A 14,755-nucleotide genomic window follows, 5' to 3' on the forward strand; every position below is an offset into this window, starting at 1 on the left:
CGTTACCCCAGGATGATCGTGTCCAGCTGGTCTCGCTCCTTGGCGGTCCACTTGATCGACTCGCCGTACACCGCCTCGGGAAGGCGATGCGCCAGGGCGAACTCGGCGACCGCGCGGACGTCGCCGGAGGTGACGATCCGGTGTCCTTCCAGCGCCGCCCGCGCTCTGGCGGCCAGTGCCATCACCTTCTCGCCGCGGTGCCCGGCCACCTCGAACTTCGCCGAGATCCGGGAGCAGAGGCCGAGGATCTCGTCCGGCATCTCCACCTTGCCCACCCTCGTCTTGGCCAGGTCAAGCCGCCTCCGTATCTCCCGGTCCTGCTCGGCCCCCTTCTCCAGCCACGGGGAGCCCGGCTTGGCGATCTCCTCCTCGAACCGCAGGACCGTGCGGAGGATCTCGTGCCGCTGTTCGACCGCCGTCTCGGCGCTGACCGGCACCAGCAGGCCGAACCGGTCAAGAAGCTGCGGGCGCAGCCACCCCTCCTCCGGGTTCATGGTGCCGACCAGCGTGAACTTGACGGCGATCGTCGGCCGGTCGAGCCCTTCCCGGTGGACCACGAGCACATTGGTCGAGGTGACGTCCAGGATGATGTTGACCAGATGGTCGTCGAGGAGGTTCACCTCGTCGATGTAGAGGAGACCCTGCTTGTCGGCGGCTTCCAGCAGACCCGGCTGCCGCTCGGTCCTGCCCGTCATCAGCGCGTCGATGCTCCAGCCGCCCAGCACGCGGTCTTCCGTGGCGTTGATGGGCAGCGTGACCGGAAGCCCGCCGTAGGCCATGAGGCTGAAGGACCGCACCGTGGTCGACTTGGCCGTGCCGCGCTCGCCGCTGACCAGCACGCCGCCGATGCCCGGCGCGACGAAGGCCAGCTCCAGGCATCGGCGCAGGTCCGCCTGTCCGACGACGTGGCTGTAGGGCAGAATCCGCACCTCGGTCATGGAGCCGGCTTCCTCCAGCGCAGCGTGACCAGAAGCTGCGCCCCGGAGGCCAACTCCACGATCTTCGCGCCGACCTTGCCGTCGACCTTCACGGCGAGCTGCATCTCGAACTCGTCGGGACGAGCCTCCTTCGCCATGGCACCGATCTGGTCGCCCACCTCGTAAGCGCAGTCCGTCACCATCTGGATCGCCTCGCTGAACAGGTGGCGACCGATCACCAGAGGTTTTTCCAACGCTCCCCGGGTGTCGCCGTCGTAGATCGACGCATGATCATTCGCTTCGAATTCGTCGATCTCGATGTTGATGGTCCCGCGACCGGACGCGCTCTCAACCGCCACTACAACCATGAAACCTCACTGGAGATTAACGTCGTTCTCAACGCCACTCGGCAGGCTCCCTGATTGTGCCGTAAATACCGGGGGTACGTCAGCGTATCCGGTGATGTACTTTCCCGCCGCGGAGCCGGATCGCGGTGATTCTCGCCCCGGCCCGGTGCTCGGATAAAGGGTCCGGTATTCGACCGCGGAGCGCACCGGCAGGTCATGCCGGGGAAAGCGGTTGTGGCAGCCCTCCGGTTCCGCGGAGGCGTTGACGACCGGATCCGCCGGCGCGGACCTCCGGGCAGATCGGCCGCCTGTCGAGGGCCTTCCGCTCCCACGTGGTCACCACCGGCGCGGGCGGGGGGTGCGGATGGTCGGGAAGATCTATAAGGGTATTTAGGGTGTAATAATACGAAATATCGGCCCAGTCCGGATCTGGTGGCGATGATCGGCCGCCGGCCTTTCGTGGCCAGTCTGGATATCCGACGATGTGCGGTCAGAAAGCCCGGCCCGATCGCACCGGATCCGGCTTTCATTTATTCACCCCGGGTATTGCCTTCCCCACGGTCCTGGCGAAGAGGGTCGCCCCGCGCCGCTTCCCGTCATTCTTTCATCGGTCAATCGGCGCCTTCCATGCGCCCGGCGGTGAAGACTTACCGGCGTGGTTCGAACTCTTTACCACCCGGCCGTCCCCGTCCGAGGCCGGCGGCGGGGGATCAGCGGGACCGGGACGATCGCGGACGCGGCCTGCGCCGGCTCCTCGACGGTATCGCCGGGCGGTCGCTCAGCGGGATGGACCGGTCGCGAGCGGCGATACCGGAAGAGTCCCCGTTTACCGCTCACCGGCTGGGTTTTCCTACGATGCGGGGATGGAAGTGCTGAGCGAGCAGGAGTGGCGGCGCCGGGCCTCGGCGCACCGGGATCGGGTCGGAACCTGGCTCGAACCGCATCTGCGCCGCGGCCAGGAGCGGGTCGCCCATCCGGTCGAGGACTTCCTGTTCACCTACTACAGCTTCCGGCCGGGACGCCTGCTGCGGTGGCACCCGGGGGCCGATGTGGTCCTGGCTGGGGCGAGTTCCTTCGGGGCGAACTACCGTGACTGCGAGCAGGGTGCGGTGCTGGACCTTGGGCTGGTGCTGCCGCAGCGCACGGCCGCGATCGGCTGGACCAGGGAGCTGCTGGCCGCCACCGCGAGCCGTCCGCCCTACCTGGGCTGCTTCGGGATGCACGAGTGGGCGATGGTCTACCGGACGCCGGAGGCGGAGATCCGGCACTCCTCCTTCCCGCTCCGGCTCTCTCCCGAGGGGATCGAGGAGGTCGTCGACCAGCGCGGAGTGCGGTGCGGCCACTTCGACGCGTTCCGGTTCTTCACCGCCCCCGCCCGCCCGCTCAACGTGATCCAGCCGACCCGCGAACGCCAGCGGGAGCTGGAGCAGCCGGGTTGTCTGCACGCCAACATGGACCTCTACAAGTGGGCCTACAAGCTGTCGCCGCTGATCGGCAGCGAACTGGTCGCCGACTGCTTCGCGCTCGCCCGCGACATCCGGATCGTGGACATGCGGGCCAGCCCGTACGACCTGAGCGCCCTGGGCTACCGGCCGATCCAGGTGGAGACCGCCGAAGGTCGCGCAGAGTACGCGACCGCCCAGCGCGCCTTCACCGAACGCTCCGCTCCACTCCGCCAACGCCTGCTGGAGGAGTGCGACCGCCTGCTGGCCCTGGCCTGACCGACGTCGGCCCCGGCAGCGTGGCCCGGTCGGCGGGCTACGGCTTGCGCGCCACAGCCCCGTGCGCGTCGATCCAGGGCGAGTCGTCGGTGTCGGGCCGCCAGCGTGTGATGGGCGCCAACCCCGGCTCGACCAGCTCCATATCCGCGAAGCACTCGGCCAGCTGGTCGAGCCGACGCAGGTAGTACGGCACGGCTCCGCTCTCCGCGAGCTTCTCACTGCCCTCGTTGACCGCCTCGCCCGTGTCGGTCCCGTCCCAGAGCACCAGGTAGCTGCCGGAGGGCACGGCATCCATGACGCGCGAGACGATGGAGCGCATCACCGCGAAGTCCTCCACATAACCGAGGACGCCCATGAACATCACGGCGATCGGCCGGGTGAAGTCCAGGACGTTGCGGGCGTCCTCCAGGATCAACTCGGGCTCGTGATAGTCACCGTCGACATAGGCGGTCACACCCTGCGGAGTGGTGTTGCGCAGCAGCGCCCTGGCGTGCACCAGCACCATGGGGTCGTTGTCGACGTAGACGATCCGCGCATGCGGCGTGACCTGCTGAGCCACCTCGTGGGTGTTCTGCATCGTCGGCAGGCCGGTGCCGATGTCGAGGAACTGGTCGATTCCGGCCTCCGCGGCCAGGTGACGCACCGCCCGGGTGAGGAACTTCCGCGACTGCGCCGCCATCGTCACGATCTGGGGGTAGACCGCGGCGACTGCGTCGCCGGCCGCCCTGTCCGCCTCGAAGTTGTCCTTGCCGCCCATCCAGTAATTCCAGATCCGCGCCGCGTGCGGAATATGTGGCTGGATCTTCGCGGCCAGGTCGCCGCGCCAGGGGATCAGAGGATCATCCATGTGCTCGAACTCCGGAGGGGGGTGAGGTGACGAGAGCAGTGCAAGAGTGATCATAAGCCTCGGCGGCTGTGCACCGCCATAACAAGGTATGAAGGCCACGAGAGATCTCTTTGCGATGAGCAACGGAGGCAATCCACAAGGTCCACGGCCTCGTCAACGCACTCGGATTTCCTGGCCGGTGTGCCGGGCAACAGCATGCTGGACGAACTGCGCCTCCGTTATCCCGACGGCACACTCAAAACGATCAACCTCAGCGTGTTCGGCCCCGTTCTACTACCGGTCCAGACCGTGTACCGCTACGTCGGCAGCTCGAACGACAACCTCACGGGCGCGGCCGAGATCGCCCATGAACAGCCAATTGGCTGTTCAGAGGCCTTACTACTGAGGTTCATGTGGTCTCTTCCCGCTGCGGCACCTTCCCTGCGGCTATCCTCACTGGTATGAGCGCTCAGCCTGTTCACCCGCACGTTCCTGGGGAGCCTCGGGTGCCGCGTACCGTCGACGGGATCTCCACCGCCCTTCAAGGCGGTCGGCGGATGGAGTTCTATCGCGAGCTCGGTATGGCACCCCTGGACCAGGCAGAGGCGATCCTGCGCCGTTGGTGGTGCGAGGCGATGCTCGACACTGATCCCAAGGCCGACCAGATTCGCAAGGCCGCGCTGGAGGGCACCTTGCCCGTCGCCACTCTCGCGGATGTCCTTGCTCGCAGAGAGCGGCAGGGTTTGCCCCTTGAGTGAGTCCGACGAGGAGGGATGGCCTTGCTATTTCTCCGAGGGAGTCGCGGAACTCCTGTCGGATCCCCAGATCAGCCCGACGTTGTTCTCAATGATCGCCGCGCTGTCCGTTGAGATCAACGAGACAAGAGGCGATCTCTCCGGACATACGGCTTCTGTCCAGTGGCCGCAACAGCGCAGAGTTCCGCTCGGCAAGGGTGGGATCTTGGGTATAGCTGAATATGTCGTCGTCGCAGACGCAGCCGAACCGCACTGTGTCATCATCCGGATCCAACGATCATGGCGATGACCAGGTGCTCATCGCCGATGGTCGTCACGTAGTCGGGCAGGGGGAGGGGGTCGGAGGCGCACACGACGTCCACCTCGGGCCAGAGCCTGCGGCAGGTCGCGAAGGCACGGCGTTCCGCGTACGGCTTCGAGACCAGCAGGACGGAGTCCACCCCGAGGGGTTCCAGCAGCCGGCGGGAGAGCGTGATGTTGTCGCCGGTGTTGCGGGCACGGGGCTCCACGATGATGGCCTCTGCGGGTACGCCGAGCTCGATCGCGTGTTCCCGGTAGTGCACGGCCTCTCCCCGGGGGAACCGGGCGGCGGTTTCCGTCTCGCTCTCGGGCGGCGCCGCGGTAACGGTCGCGGTCACGGTGAGGGTCGGCCTCGGGCTCGCGGTCGGGCTGGGACTCGCCTGGCGCGGGGCTTGCCGCTTCGCGGCGCCGTCCGGCCGGCGGACCTGGGGCGGATCGCCTGATGTCCCGGCTGACCAGGGAGAGCTTCACGCCCTGCATGTCCTTCGCGGTGAAGTAAGGCCTAAATGTCGCTCTGACCATATGTGGTCAGAGCGGAACGGTGGCAAGGATTGCCGTTGACTCGGATCCGGCCGCCGCGCAGATTACGGGCATTCCTGTTCTTCGGGGGATGTGCGGAGGTTGCCATGAAACGTGCGAGATTGGTCATTCTCGCAATCACGGTCCTGTTGCTGAGCCTGATCGTGACCACGCCCGCGGCGGCGGTACCGGATCCGCCGGCCGGTGATGACGGAGTACACGTCTACGTCGGCGAACTCACCGTGCGGCAGCTGGACGTGCTGCTGAAGTCGGGCGTCGACCGTGAGGAACTGCGGATCACCAAGTCCGTGAACGGCCAGAGGCTTCTCGTCGAGGCGGTCCTCGGGGCGGCCCAGGTGGAGCAGCTCCGCCGGGAGGGCCTCGGCCTGAAGGCCCAGCAGGCCGCGGCGTCGAGCAGACAGGCGGCCAAGGGGGACGGCGTCTTCAAGCCGTACAGCGGCGCGGGAGGCATCCGCGAGCAGATCGTCAACGCGGCGAACGCCAAGCCCGGCATCGCCAAGGTCGTCGACCTCGGCACCACGATCAACGGGCAGCCGCTCACCGCGATCAAGGTGACCAAGAACGCGCGGCAGCTCAGGGACGGGGCACGCAAGGCGGTGCTCTACATGTCCGCCCAGCACGCCCGCGAGTGGATCACCCCGGAGATGAACCGGAGGCTCCTGCTCCACTACCTGAACGGCTACGGCGTCGACCCCGAGATCACCCAGCTGGTCGACACCGTCGAGCTCTGGTTCATCCCGGTGTCCAACCCCGACGGCTACGACCACACCTTCACCGCGGGCAACCGCCTCTGGCGCAAGAACCTCCGCGACAACAACGGCGACGGGCAGATCACCAGCGCCGACGGCGTCGACCTGAACCGTAACTTCGCCTACAAGTGGGGCTACGACAACGAGGGCTCCTCGGACAACGCGGCCAGCGCGGTCTACCGAGGCCCGAACGCCCAGTCGGAGCCCGAGACCAAGGCCGTCGACGCCCTCGCCAAGCGTGTCGATTTCAGCTACGTGCTCAACTACCACTCGGCGGCCCAGCTGCTGCTGTACGGCGTCGGCTGGCAGCAGGCCACGCCCTCTCCCGACGATCTGATCTTCGAGGCCCTGCTCGGCGACGACGCGACGCCCGCCGTCCCCGGCTACGACCCCGACATCGGCGCCGAGCTTTACACGACCAACGGCGAGACCGACGGCCACATGACCAACAAGCGCGGCGCCCTGGCGATCACACCGGAGATGACCACCTGCGAGGTGGCGGCAGAGAGCGTCCCCGACGACGAGTGGACGCTCGCCGACTGCGCGGGCGGCCTGGGCTTCACCTTCCCCGACAGTGAGGCGCTGATCCAGGCGGAGTTCGCCAAGAACGTCCCGCTCGCCCTCGCCCTCGCCAAGTCCGTGAAGACCCCCGACAACCCGGTCTCCCCGGTGGGGCGTACGGTCCCCGATTTCAGGCCGGACAGCTTCACCGTCTCGTACGGCGACCCGCAGCCGGTGGCCGTGACCGCGCGGCGCTCCCTGTCGGCCAAGCAGCTGCGCTTCCGGATCAACGGGGGCCCGGTGCGCCTGCGCGGGCTCACCGAGTGGAAAGGCGGCGAGCGGTACGGCGACGAGAACGACGAGTACTTCGCCGAGTACCGCGCGAAGGTGGAGGGCGCCAGGCCGGGAGACAGCGTCGAGGTCTGGTTCACCGGCCACAAGACCGGCACCGGCACCGTGGAGAGCCGGCACTTCACCTACAAGCTGGAGAAGAAGTCCAACGCCAAGGTGCTGATCGTGGCGAACGAGGACTACACCGGGTTCAACCCGGACTATCCGGCGTCGGTGACCGCGCCGAAGTACGCCGCGCAGTACAGGCAGGCGCTGCAGAGCGCCGGGTACTCCTCCGAGACGTGGGACGTCGACGCGCAGGGCGTGCCGCACCACCTCGGGGTGCTCAGCCACTTCAAGGCGGTGGCCTGGTACCTCGGTGACGACCGGCTCGCGATGGACGCCCAGGACGTGGCCACCCAGACCCCGTTCGGCCCGCTGCCCGACATGGACGTCAAGCGGGAGCAGCAGGACCTGACCATCTCGGTCCGCGACTACCTCAACGAGGGGGGCAAGCTGCTCTACACCGGGGAGACGGCCGGATACCTCGGCTTCTTCGGCACCAGCCTCGGCGGCATCTACTACGGCCTGGACGGCGCGCCGGACGCCGACTGCGTCATCACCAGCACGGACGGCTTCTTCGAGGAGTGCCTCATCCTCGCCGACGACTTCGCCCAGTACTACCTCGGCGTCTACGGCCGCAACCCGCGCGTCGGGCCGTCCGGGTTCACCGGCACCGGCACCGGGCTGAACGGCACGAGCGGCACCTTCGGCGGCCCGGCGGTCACCGACAACCCGCTGGACGAGGCGGGCAACCTCCAGGTGACCAGCGACAAGCTGCCGCCCGCGAGGTTCCCGCAGTTCAAGAGCTCGGCCTCGGCCGAGTACATCGGGGCGACCGGGCCGTTCGACCCGGTCGAGGGCGGCTGGTACGCGGCCGGACCGCACACCGACGACGCGTACATGAGGCTGACGCGCACGATCGACCTGGCGGCCGTCCCCGCCGCGCAGCAGCCCAGGCTCCAGTTCCAGCTCTCGTTCAACACCGAGGAGGGGTACGACAACGTCGTCGTCGAGGCGCACACGGTCGGCCAGGACAACTGGACCACCCTGCCCGACCTCAACGGCGGCACCTCCACGGGCGTCCCGGCCGAGTGCGAGGCCGGCTTCCTGCTGGACGAACACCCGTGGCTGCTGCGCTACCTGACGCCGGGCAGCCCCTGCGCGGCGACCGGGACCAGCGGCTCCTGGAACGCCTTCACCGGCGACTCCGGCGGCTGGCAGCAGGTGGCCTTCGACCTGTCCGCGTACGCGGGGCAGCAGGTCGAGGTGTCGATCAGCTACGTGACCGACCCCGGCACCGGCGGTGTCGGCGCGTTCGTGGACGACACCAGGGTCACCACGGCCGGTGGCCAGCTGAGCGCCGAGGGCTTCGAGTCCGGTCTCGGTGCCTGGTCGATCCCCGGGCCGCCGCAGGGCAGCCCGTCGGGCGCGGGTGACTTCGCCAGGGTGCAGGCCGACAGGACGGCGGCCGTCTCGACGAAGGACAGCGTGTTCCTCGGCTTCGGCCTGGAGCAGGTGGCCAGTCCCGCCGAGCGCGCCGCGACCATCAAGAAGATCATGAAGCACCTGATCGGGTAGCCGGGTCCCACCGATAACGGGCAACCGGTAACCGACCCGATAACCGGTGACCGGACCCGACCGTGAGGCCGGGCGTCACGCACGTGGCGCCCGGCCTCCGCGCGCCCCGCTGACGTCGTCCACACAACCGCGTTCAGTTCCGCGGGTCGTCCCAGTAGTTCTTGAGCATCTCGCCAGGCCAACTGGGCTCGCGTACTTCGCCGCGCGGACCCATCTCTCTGAAGTACGGCGCCAGATCGTAGACGGGGCTGCCGTCGATCGCGTCGAGGTCGGTCACGTGCAGGTCCAGGCCGTCGGCCAGGGGCACGGTCGAGGTCCCCGGCGTGAACGTCGCGCAGAAGGCCGGGCTGAACCGCTCGATCGCCGGGGAGGCCTGGGCTCGCACCGTGACCCTGCTGGAGTACAAAACCCGTGATCGCGGCGGGATGGTGGTGAAGGTGGCAGCCCCGGGCACGTCGCAGACCTGCCACCGGTGAGGGCACGGTCTGACACCAGGACTCATGGTCCAGGACGAGGGAGTGCTCACTCACCAGCAGCTACCAGGCACCGAGTCTGCCCGAACAGCAGAACCGGTAGCTCCCATTAGGACGTGGAGACCTCGGGGTTACCCGGTCTGCGAAGCGTCAACCCCCGCGCGCCGCTTAACCGCGACGCGACGGGAGAATCTCCGGTCTTCAGGCCGGGGAGGAGTTCAAACCTGCTCCGACGTGAGCTTCGGCGGGGGCGGCAACCCCAGCCCCACGCCGACGGTGACTCCCACACAGACCCCGACCTCTACTCCGACAGTCACTCCGACGAGCCAGCCGGGCGGCACCTGGCAGGCGGGCACCACCTACGCGGCGGGCGCCACGGTGACCTACGGCGGCGTGACCTACCGGTGCCTGCAGGGGCACACCGCGCTGGCGGGCTGGGAGCCGCCGAACGTCGGTGCCCTGTGGCAGCGCGTCTGACCCGTTGAAATCCGGCCGGGGCGGTCGTCGCCGCCCCGGCCGGGCTCATCGCCGCCTTCGGGGGTCGGTGTCGACCGCTCCGCCGCTTTCAGGGGTCGGTGTCGACCACTCCCCGCCCAGAAGGACTCCGCGGCCGAACATGTCGGCCCGGTGTCCGGCTTTCCTCCCCGGCCTGTCAAGGAGATCTGATGAAGCGTGCGGTTGAGGAGGTGGCGGCGCTCACCGCGGCGCCCCCGGCCGAGTTCGAGAGAAGGTTCCTCGACATGCTCATCGCCCAGCAGGACGACGCCTCCCAGATGGCCAAGGTGGAGGTCGTGACCGGTCTGCACGCCGAGGTCACCGAGATGGCGAAACGCGTCGCTGTCTCGCGTACAGCGCAGATCGCGCAGATGCTGGCTTTGCGTGATAAGTGATGATTTGTCCCTTTATCTACTTCTGTGAGATATTTCCTACCAGCTGTACGGGGAATCTGGGGGAGAATTATGCGCAGGATATTTGGGATCGTGGCCGGACTGATCTTGGCCGGGACCCTTGCCGGATGCGGGGGGGGCGTCCACCGACACGGCCCAGCCGGCCGACGGCACGCCGAAGGCCGATACCCCGCTCAAGGTCGGGGTCAACCCCGTGCCGCACGGCGAGGTGCTCAAGTACGTCAAGGACAACCTCGCCACCGCCGCCGGGCTGAACCTGGAGATCGTCGAGTTCACCGACTACGTCCAGCCCAACATCCAGCTCGACGAGGGAAACCTGGACGCGAACTACTTCCAGCACGTCCCGTACCTGGAGGAGTTCTCCAAGGGCAAGAACATCCAGCTCAGCTGGGTCGCCCCGGTCCACGTCGAGCCGCTCGGCCTGTACTCCAAGAAGATCAAGAACGTCTCCGAGCTCGCCGAGGGCGCCCAGGTGGCCCTGCCCAACGACGCGAGCAACCTCGGCCGCTCGCTCAAGCTGCTGGCCGACAACGGCCTGATCACTCTCAAGGAGGGGGTCGGCGTCAAGGCCACCGAGCGCGACGTCGCCGACAACCCCAAGAAGCTGGAGTTCAAGCCCCTTGAGGCCGCCCAGCTGCCCCGCTCCCTGGAGGACGTGGACGCCGCGATCGTCAACGGCAACTACGCCCTGGAGGCCGGCCTGCAGCCCGCGGCCGACTCCCTGCTCCTGGAGAAGAGCGAGGGCAACCCGTACGCCAACGGCCTGGTCACCGTCCCGGCCAAGGTGGACGACCCTCGGATCAAGAAGCTCGCCGAGACCCTGGCCGGCGCCGAGGTCGGGAAGTTCATCGAGGACAGGTACAAGGGCGCGGTCCTGCCCGCCCAGTGACCGATCCTTCGCCGATCTCTCAAGGGCCTGACGACTTTTCCGAAGTCGTCAGGCCCTTGACGTCTGCCGGGATGCCGTGGCCGGCATCTGTCTCCGCCGGGTGACGTTTGGGAGCCGTGTGCGGGATAGGGGGGATGCGTTGGCTCGAAGGAGGAGATCCCATGACCATCGCAGGCGGCATCCTTTTTATCATGCTCGGCGCCGTTCTCACCTGGGCCGTCGAATTCGACATCGCCGGATTCGACATCAACGTCGTCGGTGTCATCCTGATGATCGGCGGTCTCGCATGGCTCCTGTTCGCCGTCTACCGGCTCAGCATCGCCCGCCGGGCGGTGGCGGACTCGACGGCCACCACCGTGGTCGAGGACCCGGTCACCCGCCGTCGCGTCTACGAGAAGCGGCACTACAACGACCCTCCGGCGGTGTGAGTCAGGTACCGGCCAGGCGTGCCCGCGTCCTGGGCACAGCGGCCTCCTCTGCCCCCATCAGGGGTTTTAAACGTGTTTGACCTTGGGTTTCGCGGGAAGGCGAGCTGTTTTGGACGGAAAGGAGTTCGACGATGGAGGCTCCGCAGTACGTCGCCGCGCGTGTGCAGCGCGCGCTCGCCGAGGACGAGAGAACCACGGAACTCGGCATCCGGGTGGATGTCCGAGGTGACCAGCTCTACCTGCGCGGCCAGATCACCAGCGCCGACCGCCGCGACCTGATCGCCAAGGTGGCCGGCGAGGCGGCTCCCGGGCTGGTCGTCCACAACGAGATCGATGTCGTGAGCGTGGTGGAGCCGGTGAGGGAGGAGCAGCTGTGAGCGCGCTGCGGATCGCGGCGGTCGGGGACGTGCACCTGGACGAGAGTCTCAGGGGGGATTACCGCAGGCGGCTCGACGGTATCGAGGATCGGGCCGACGTGCTGCTGCTCGCCGGCGACCTGACCCGGCACGGCACCATGGAGGAGGGGGAGATGGTGGCGGACGAGTTCCACGACCTGCCGATCCCGGTGGTGGCGGTGCTCGGCAACCACGACTACCACTCCGACCGGCCCGCCGAGATCGCCGCGCTGTTGCGCGGGGCCGGGATCGAGGTCCTGCACGACGACGCGACGGTGATCGAGATCGACGGGATGCGGCTCGGCGTGGCCGGTGGCAAGGGCTTCGGCGGAGGGTACGCGGGCAAGTGCGCCAGCGACTTCGGTGAGCCGGAGATCAAGGCGTTCATCGGTCACACCAAGCGGATCGCCGATCGCTGGCGGGTGGCGCTGAAGGAAATGGAGGCCGACTACCGGGTCGTGCTGTCCCACTACTCGCCGGTCAAGGACACCCTCGACGGGGAACCGCTGGAGATCTACCCCTTCCTCGGCAGCTACCTGCTGGCCGAGGCGGTCGACGCCGAGGGCGCAGACCTGATCATCCACGGGCACGCGCACGCCGGTACGGAGAAGGGCGTCACCCCGGGCGGTATCCGGGTGCGCAACGTGGCGCTGCCGGTGCTGGGCCGGGCGTACGGGGTGTACCTCCTGTAGAGGGGCCCCGCGTCATGGCTCACGTCGCACCACCTTGTGACATGAGCGGGGTGTGGCCTCCGATAAAGGGCCCGCCGGAGGGGTCCGCCTGCAGACCTGTAGAGGGGACCGCGCCCCTCCCCCGCACCGTCGGGCGCGCCGCCGCAGGGGAACCGGTGGTGGGGGAGGGGGACATGAAGAAGCGGGCCGGGGAGATCCGGCCCGCGAGGCTTCTTGGGGTTCGGGGCGACTTGCGCCTTACGGGCGCGAAGCTCGCTTCGAATGGCGTGTCGGCTCAGGGTCGACACTGGACGGCGTGCGGGTCATGGGCCCGCACCGGACATGTGCTTTCGCGAGTGTGGGGCTCGCGTCAGACATTGAAGATGCTCACGCCCCCGGGGCCGACGAGGAAGCCGAGGACGATGAGGACGATCCCCCAGAGGAGGTCACGACGGGCCAGGATCACGTAGATCCCGGAGATGACGAGAATGACCGCGATGATCCAAAGTAAGGTTGCCATAATCGGCCTCTGCCCTCACGATTCATGACTTAACATCTTCATCATCCTTTGTTCGGTATAGATCAACTATCGGCTGAATGAACCAAAACCAGGCGCTGGACAGGGCCACGACCCCGCCGAACACCGCCGCCGGCCAGGCGTTGACGACCGTCTCCGCGACCAGCGCGACCGAGCTCGTCATCGCGATCGCGAGCCCGGCGGCCCCCGCTATGCCGACTCCGTTGGCGCGGTGCAGCATCTTCTCCTTCAGCCCGGTCCGGAACAGCAGGCGATGCTGGGCGGCCGGGGTGATGAAGCAGACGGACGCGATGGCGGCGCTCAGCAGGGCGATGAAGAACAGCCAGTGCCCCAAGACATCGACCTTGTTGAAGCCCGCGGCGAACGGCAGCGTCAGCAGGAAGGCAAAAAGCACCTGCACGCCGGTGACCGCGACGCGCAGGCCCTGCAGGAGCTCGCCGAGTTCGCGGTCGACGCGTTCCTTGCGGGTTTCTTCAGCGATACTTAGCGAGGAACCCCGGGTGTTCACGCCCGGGAGGAATCGCATACGGTGCCGCGCGTTTGGCGAGTCAACGCTATACTTCACAGCGTGAAATTCGTTGTGCAGGTCCGGCTGTTCCCCACGCCCGCCCAGGAGGCGGCGCTGGCAGACACGCTGCGCCTGTGCAACGACGCCGCCAACCTCGTCTCCGGTGTCGCGTGGGCGACGAAGGTGTTCCGCAACTACGACCTGCGGCTGCACTCCTACGGCGACCTGAAGGCCATGGGCCTGTCGGCCCAGCCCGCCCAGCACGTCATCAAGAAGGTCTCCGACGCGTACACGACGGTGAAAGCCCAGGTGAGTGCGGAGCTGCGCACGCCTCTGGCCAAGCCGATCGCCTTCCGCCCGGACGCGGCGCAGCCGTTCGACGATCGGTGCCTGTCCTGGCAGGTCGAGGCCCGCACCGTGTCCATCTGGACCACCGGCGGCCGGATGAAAGGCATCCGGTTCGCCTGCTCCGACGAGCAGGCCCGCGCACTGGCCGCCTACCGCAAGGGCGAATCCGACCTGATCCACCGAGACGGCATGTGGCTGCTCATCGCCACCTGCGACGTCCCCGATGCCGACGTCACCGAACCCGACGCCTTCCTCGGCGTTGACCTCGGCATCGCCAACATCGCCACCACCGGCGACGGCGAACGACACTCCGGCAGGCACCTGAACGCGGTCCGGCACCGCAACCGGGAACTCCGCCGCCGCCTGCAGGCCAGGCAGACCAAGTCCGCCAAGCGGCTCCTGAAGAGGCGCCGCCGTAAGGAGTCCCGGTTCGCCCGGGACGTTAACCACCGCATCTCCAAAAGCATCGTGACCGAGGCTGCACGCACCGGACGCGGCATCGCCCTGGAAGACCTCCAGGGCATCCGTGAGCGGGTACGGCTCCGCAGGCCCCAGCGGGTCACGCTGCATTCGTGGTCGTTTCACCGGCTCGGCCGGTTCGTCGCCTACAAAGCCGCCCGCGCGGGTGTCGCCGTCGTCTACGTCGACCCGGCTTACACCTCGCAGGAGTGCTCGGCGTGCGGGCACGTCGACAAACGCAACCGGCCCAACCAGGAAACCTTCGCCTGTACGTCGTGCGGTTTCGCTGAGCACGCCGACGTCAACGCGGCCCGCAACATCGCCTCGCGCGGTGTGACGTGCTGGGCAGTGAGTCACGCTGCCGACGACGCGGCCTGAACCGTCGAACCCATCGACGGCGAGGAGCTGCAAGCTCGGTCGTTTACGGCCGAGAAGCTGACGGGAGGGATTTTCTCTTTGCATATGCTTGACTTGAACCATACGCCCCGTTTACCCGAGTCAAGGTCCGGCA

At 67.7% G+C, this 14,755-nt stretch carries 19 protein-coding genes; 12 read left to right on the top strand and 7 right to left on the bottom strand.

All coding sequences use genetic code 11. The features are described from left to right. Positions 1-2: 2 nt before the first annotated feature. Both OIE13_RS01855 and OIE13_RS01860 read right to left on the bottom strand, forming a co-directional pair. Positions 3-938: an AAA family ATPase gene (locus OIE13_RS01855; protein ID WP_326643785.1), complete on the bottom strand. Its 936-nt coding sequence runs from the start codon at positions 936-938 to the stop codon at positions 3-5. Continuing rightward, positions 935-1,276: a CU044_2847 family protein gene (locus tag OIE13_RS01860; protein WP_326643783.1), complete on the bottom strand. Its 342-nt coding sequence runs from the start codon at positions 1,274-1,276 to the stop codon at positions 935-937. Before OIE13_RS01860 ends, OIE13_RS01855 begins: the two co-directional genes overlap by 4 nt. An 851-nt stretch (positions 1,277-2,127) precedes the next feature. On the opposite strand from OIE13_RS01860, the gene OIE13_RS01865 reads away from it, so the two are divergent. Beyond that, entirely contained in the window at positions 2,128-2,985 is an 858-nt protein-coding gene (locus OIE13_RS01865) for a 3-methyladenine DNA glycosylase (RefSeq protein WP_326643781.1), read from the top strand. 37 nt (positions 2,986-3,022) lie between these two features. Here the strand turns inward: OIE13_RS01865 and OIE13_RS01870 are convergent, their stop codons facing one another. Further along, positions 3,023-3,832: an SAM-dependent methyltransferase gene (locus OIE13_RS01870; protein ID WP_326643779.1), complete on the bottom strand. Its 810-nt coding sequence runs from the start codon at positions 3,830-3,832 to the stop codon at positions 3,023-3,025. Between the two features lie 195 nt (positions 3,833-4,027). Between OIE13_RS01870 and OIE13_RS01875 the strand changes: the two genes are divergently transcribed. Then, a complete protein-coding gene (locus tag OIE13_RS01875) occupies positions 4,028-4,276 on the top strand; it encodes a hypothetical protein (protein ID WP_326643778.1) in 249 nt (82 codons plus the stop codon). Then, positions 4,273-4,569, top strand: coding sequence for a hypothetical protein (locus OIE13_RS01880; RefSeq protein ID WP_326643777.1), 297 nt, complete (start codon positions 4,273-4,275; stop codon positions 4,567-4,569). The genes OIE13_RS01875 and OIE13_RS01880 overlap by 4 nt, the downstream gene beginning before the upstream one ends. A 257-nt stretch (positions 4,570-4,826) precedes the next feature. Here the strand turns inward: OIE13_RS01880 and OIE13_RS01885 are convergent, their stop codons facing one another. After that, on the bottom strand, positions 4,827-5,204 hold the full coding sequence (locus OIE13_RS01885) for a YdcF family protein (protein ID WP_326643775.1): 378 nt from the start codon (positions 5,202-5,204) through the stop codon (positions 4,827-4,829). Between the two features lie 288 nt (positions 5,205-5,492). Here OIE13_RS01885 and OIE13_RS01890 point away from each other — a divergent pair, with 288 nt between their 5' ends. Further along, complete coding sequence (locus OIE13_RS01890) at positions 5,493-8,627, top strand: M14 family metallopeptidase (RefSeq protein ID WP_326643773.1); 3,135 nt, start codon at positions 5,493-5,495, stop codon at positions 8,625-8,627. Positions 8,628-8,760: 133 nt separating this feature from the next. Here the strand turns inward: OIE13_RS01890 and OIE13_RS01895 are convergent, their stop codons facing one another. Beyond that, positions 8,761-8,934 (bottom strand): hypothetical protein, encoded by a 174-nt coding sequence (locus OIE13_RS01895; protein WP_326643772.1) that lies wholly within the window; start codon positions 8,932-8,934, stop codon positions 8,761-8,763. Positions 8,935-8,950: 16 nt separating this feature from the next. Between OIE13_RS01895 and OIE13_RS01900 the strand changes: the two genes are divergently transcribed. From OIE13_RS01900 to OIE13_RS01930, 7 genes are all read left to right on the top strand, one after another. Next, positions 8,951-9,103: a zinc ribbon domain-containing protein gene (locus tag OIE13_RS01900; RefSeq protein WP_326643770.1), complete on the top strand. Its 153-nt coding sequence runs from the start codon at positions 8,951-8,953 to the stop codon at positions 9,101-9,103. 231 nt (positions 9,104-9,334) lie between these two features. Continuing rightward, on the top strand, positions 9,335-9,577 hold the full coding sequence (locus OIE13_RS01905; protein ID WP_326643768.1) for a carbohydrate-binding protein: 243 nt from the start codon (positions 9,335-9,337) through the stop codon (positions 9,575-9,577). A gap of 188 nt (positions 9,578-9,765) precedes the next feature. Further along, positions 9,766-9,990 (top strand): DUF305 domain-containing protein, encoded by a 225-nt coding sequence (locus tag OIE13_RS01910; RefSeq protein ID WP_326643766.1) that lies wholly within the window; start codon positions 9,766-9,768, stop codon positions 9,988-9,990. 118 nt (positions 9,991-10,108) lie between these two features. Further along, on the top strand, positions 10,109-10,897 hold the full coding sequence (locus OIE13_RS01915) for a MetQ/NlpA family ABC transporter substrate-binding protein (RefSeq protein ID WP_326643764.1): 789 nt from the start codon (positions 10,109-10,111) through the stop codon (positions 10,895-10,897). Positions 10,898-11,058: 161 nt separating this feature from the next. Continuing rightward, a complete protein-coding gene (locus tag OIE13_RS01920; protein WP_326643761.1) occupies positions 11,059-11,325 on the top strand; it encodes a DUF6458 family protein in 267 nt (88 codons plus the stop codon). 131 nt (positions 11,326-11,456) lie between these two features. Next, entirely contained in the window at positions 11,457-11,702 is a 246-nt protein-coding gene (locus OIE13_RS01925; protein WP_326643759.1) for a BON domain-containing protein, read from the top strand. Next, the gene (locus tag OIE13_RS01930) at positions 11,699-12,412 is read left to right on the top strand and encodes a metallophosphoesterase family protein (RefSeq protein ID WP_326643757.1); all 714 of its coding nucleotides are present in this window, start codon (positions 11,699-11,701) and stop codon (positions 12,410-12,412) included. The genes OIE13_RS01925 and OIE13_RS01930 overlap by 4 nt, the downstream gene beginning before the upstream one ends. Positions 12,413-12,761: 349 nt before the next feature. Here OIE13_RS01930 and OIE13_RS01935 read toward each other — a convergent pair whose 3' ends face one another. Continuing rightward, positions 12,762-12,911, bottom strand: a complete 150-nt coding sequence (locus OIE13_RS01935; RefSeq protein ID WP_165959640.1) for a GPGG-motif small membrane protein — start codon at positions 12,909-12,911, stop codon at positions 12,762-12,764. 22 nt (positions 12,912-12,933) lie between these two features. Beyond that, entirely contained in the window at positions 12,934-13,437 is a 504-nt protein-coding gene (locus OIE13_RS01940) for a DUF6328 family protein (protein WP_326643753.1), read from the bottom strand. 60 nt (positions 13,438-13,497) lie between these two features. Here OIE13_RS01940 and OIE13_RS01945 point away from each other — a divergent pair, with 60 nt between their 5' ends. Beyond that, entirely contained in the window at positions 13,498-14,622 is a 1,125-nt protein-coding gene (locus OIE13_RS01945; protein ID WP_326643752.1) for an RNA-guided endonuclease InsQ/TnpB family protein, read from the top strand. Positions 14,623-14,755: the final 133 nt, after the last annotated feature.

This window comes from Streptosporangium sp. NBC_01810 (assembly GCF_035917355.1).
Lineage (GTDB): Bacteria > Actinomycetota > Actinomycetes > Streptosporangiales > Streptosporangiaceae > Streptosporangium.

Bases quoted from the DNA above. Each gene is read 5' to 3' on its own strand.
- OIE13_RS01875 (WP_326643778.1), top strand. From the start codon at position 4,028: ATGCTGGACGAACTGCGCCTCCGTTATCCCGACGGCACACTCAAAACG.
- OIE13_RS01935 (WP_165959640.1), bottom strand. From the start codon at position 12,911: ATGGCAACCTTACTTTGGATCATCGCGGTCATTCTCGTCATCTCCGGG.
- OIE13_RS01865 (WP_326643781.1), top strand. From the start codon at position 2,128: ATGGAAGTGCTGAGCGAGCAGGAGTGGCGGCGCCGGGCCTCGGCGCAC.
- OIE13_RS01920 (WP_326643761.1), top strand. From the start codon at position 11,059: ATGACCATCGCAGGCGGCATCCTTTTTATCATGCTCGGCGCCGTTCTC.
- OIE13_RS01910 (WP_326643766.1), top strand. From the start codon at position 9,766: ATGAAGCGTGCGGTTGAGGAGGTGGCGGCGCTCACCGCGGCGCCCCCG.
- OIE13_RS01890 (WP_326643773.1), top strand. From the start codon at position 5,493: ATGAAACGTGCGAGATTGGTCATTCTCGCAATCACGGTCCTGTTGCTG.
- OIE13_RS01880 (WP_326643777.1), top strand. From the start codon at position 4,273: ATGAGCGCTCAGCCTGTTCACCCGCACGTTCCTGGGGAGCCTCGGGTG.
- OIE13_RS01925 (WP_326643759.1), top strand. From the start codon at position 11,457: ATGGAGGCTCCGCAGTACGTCGCCGCGCGTGTGCAGCGCGCGCTCGCC.
- OIE13_RS01855 (WP_326643785.1), bottom strand. From the start codon at position 938: ATGACCGAGGTGCGGATTCTGCCCTACAGCCACGTCGTCGGACAGGCG.
- OIE13_RS01870 (WP_326643779.1), bottom strand. From the start codon at position 3,832: ATGGATGATCCTCTGATCCCCTGGCGCGGCGACCTGGCCGCGAAGATC.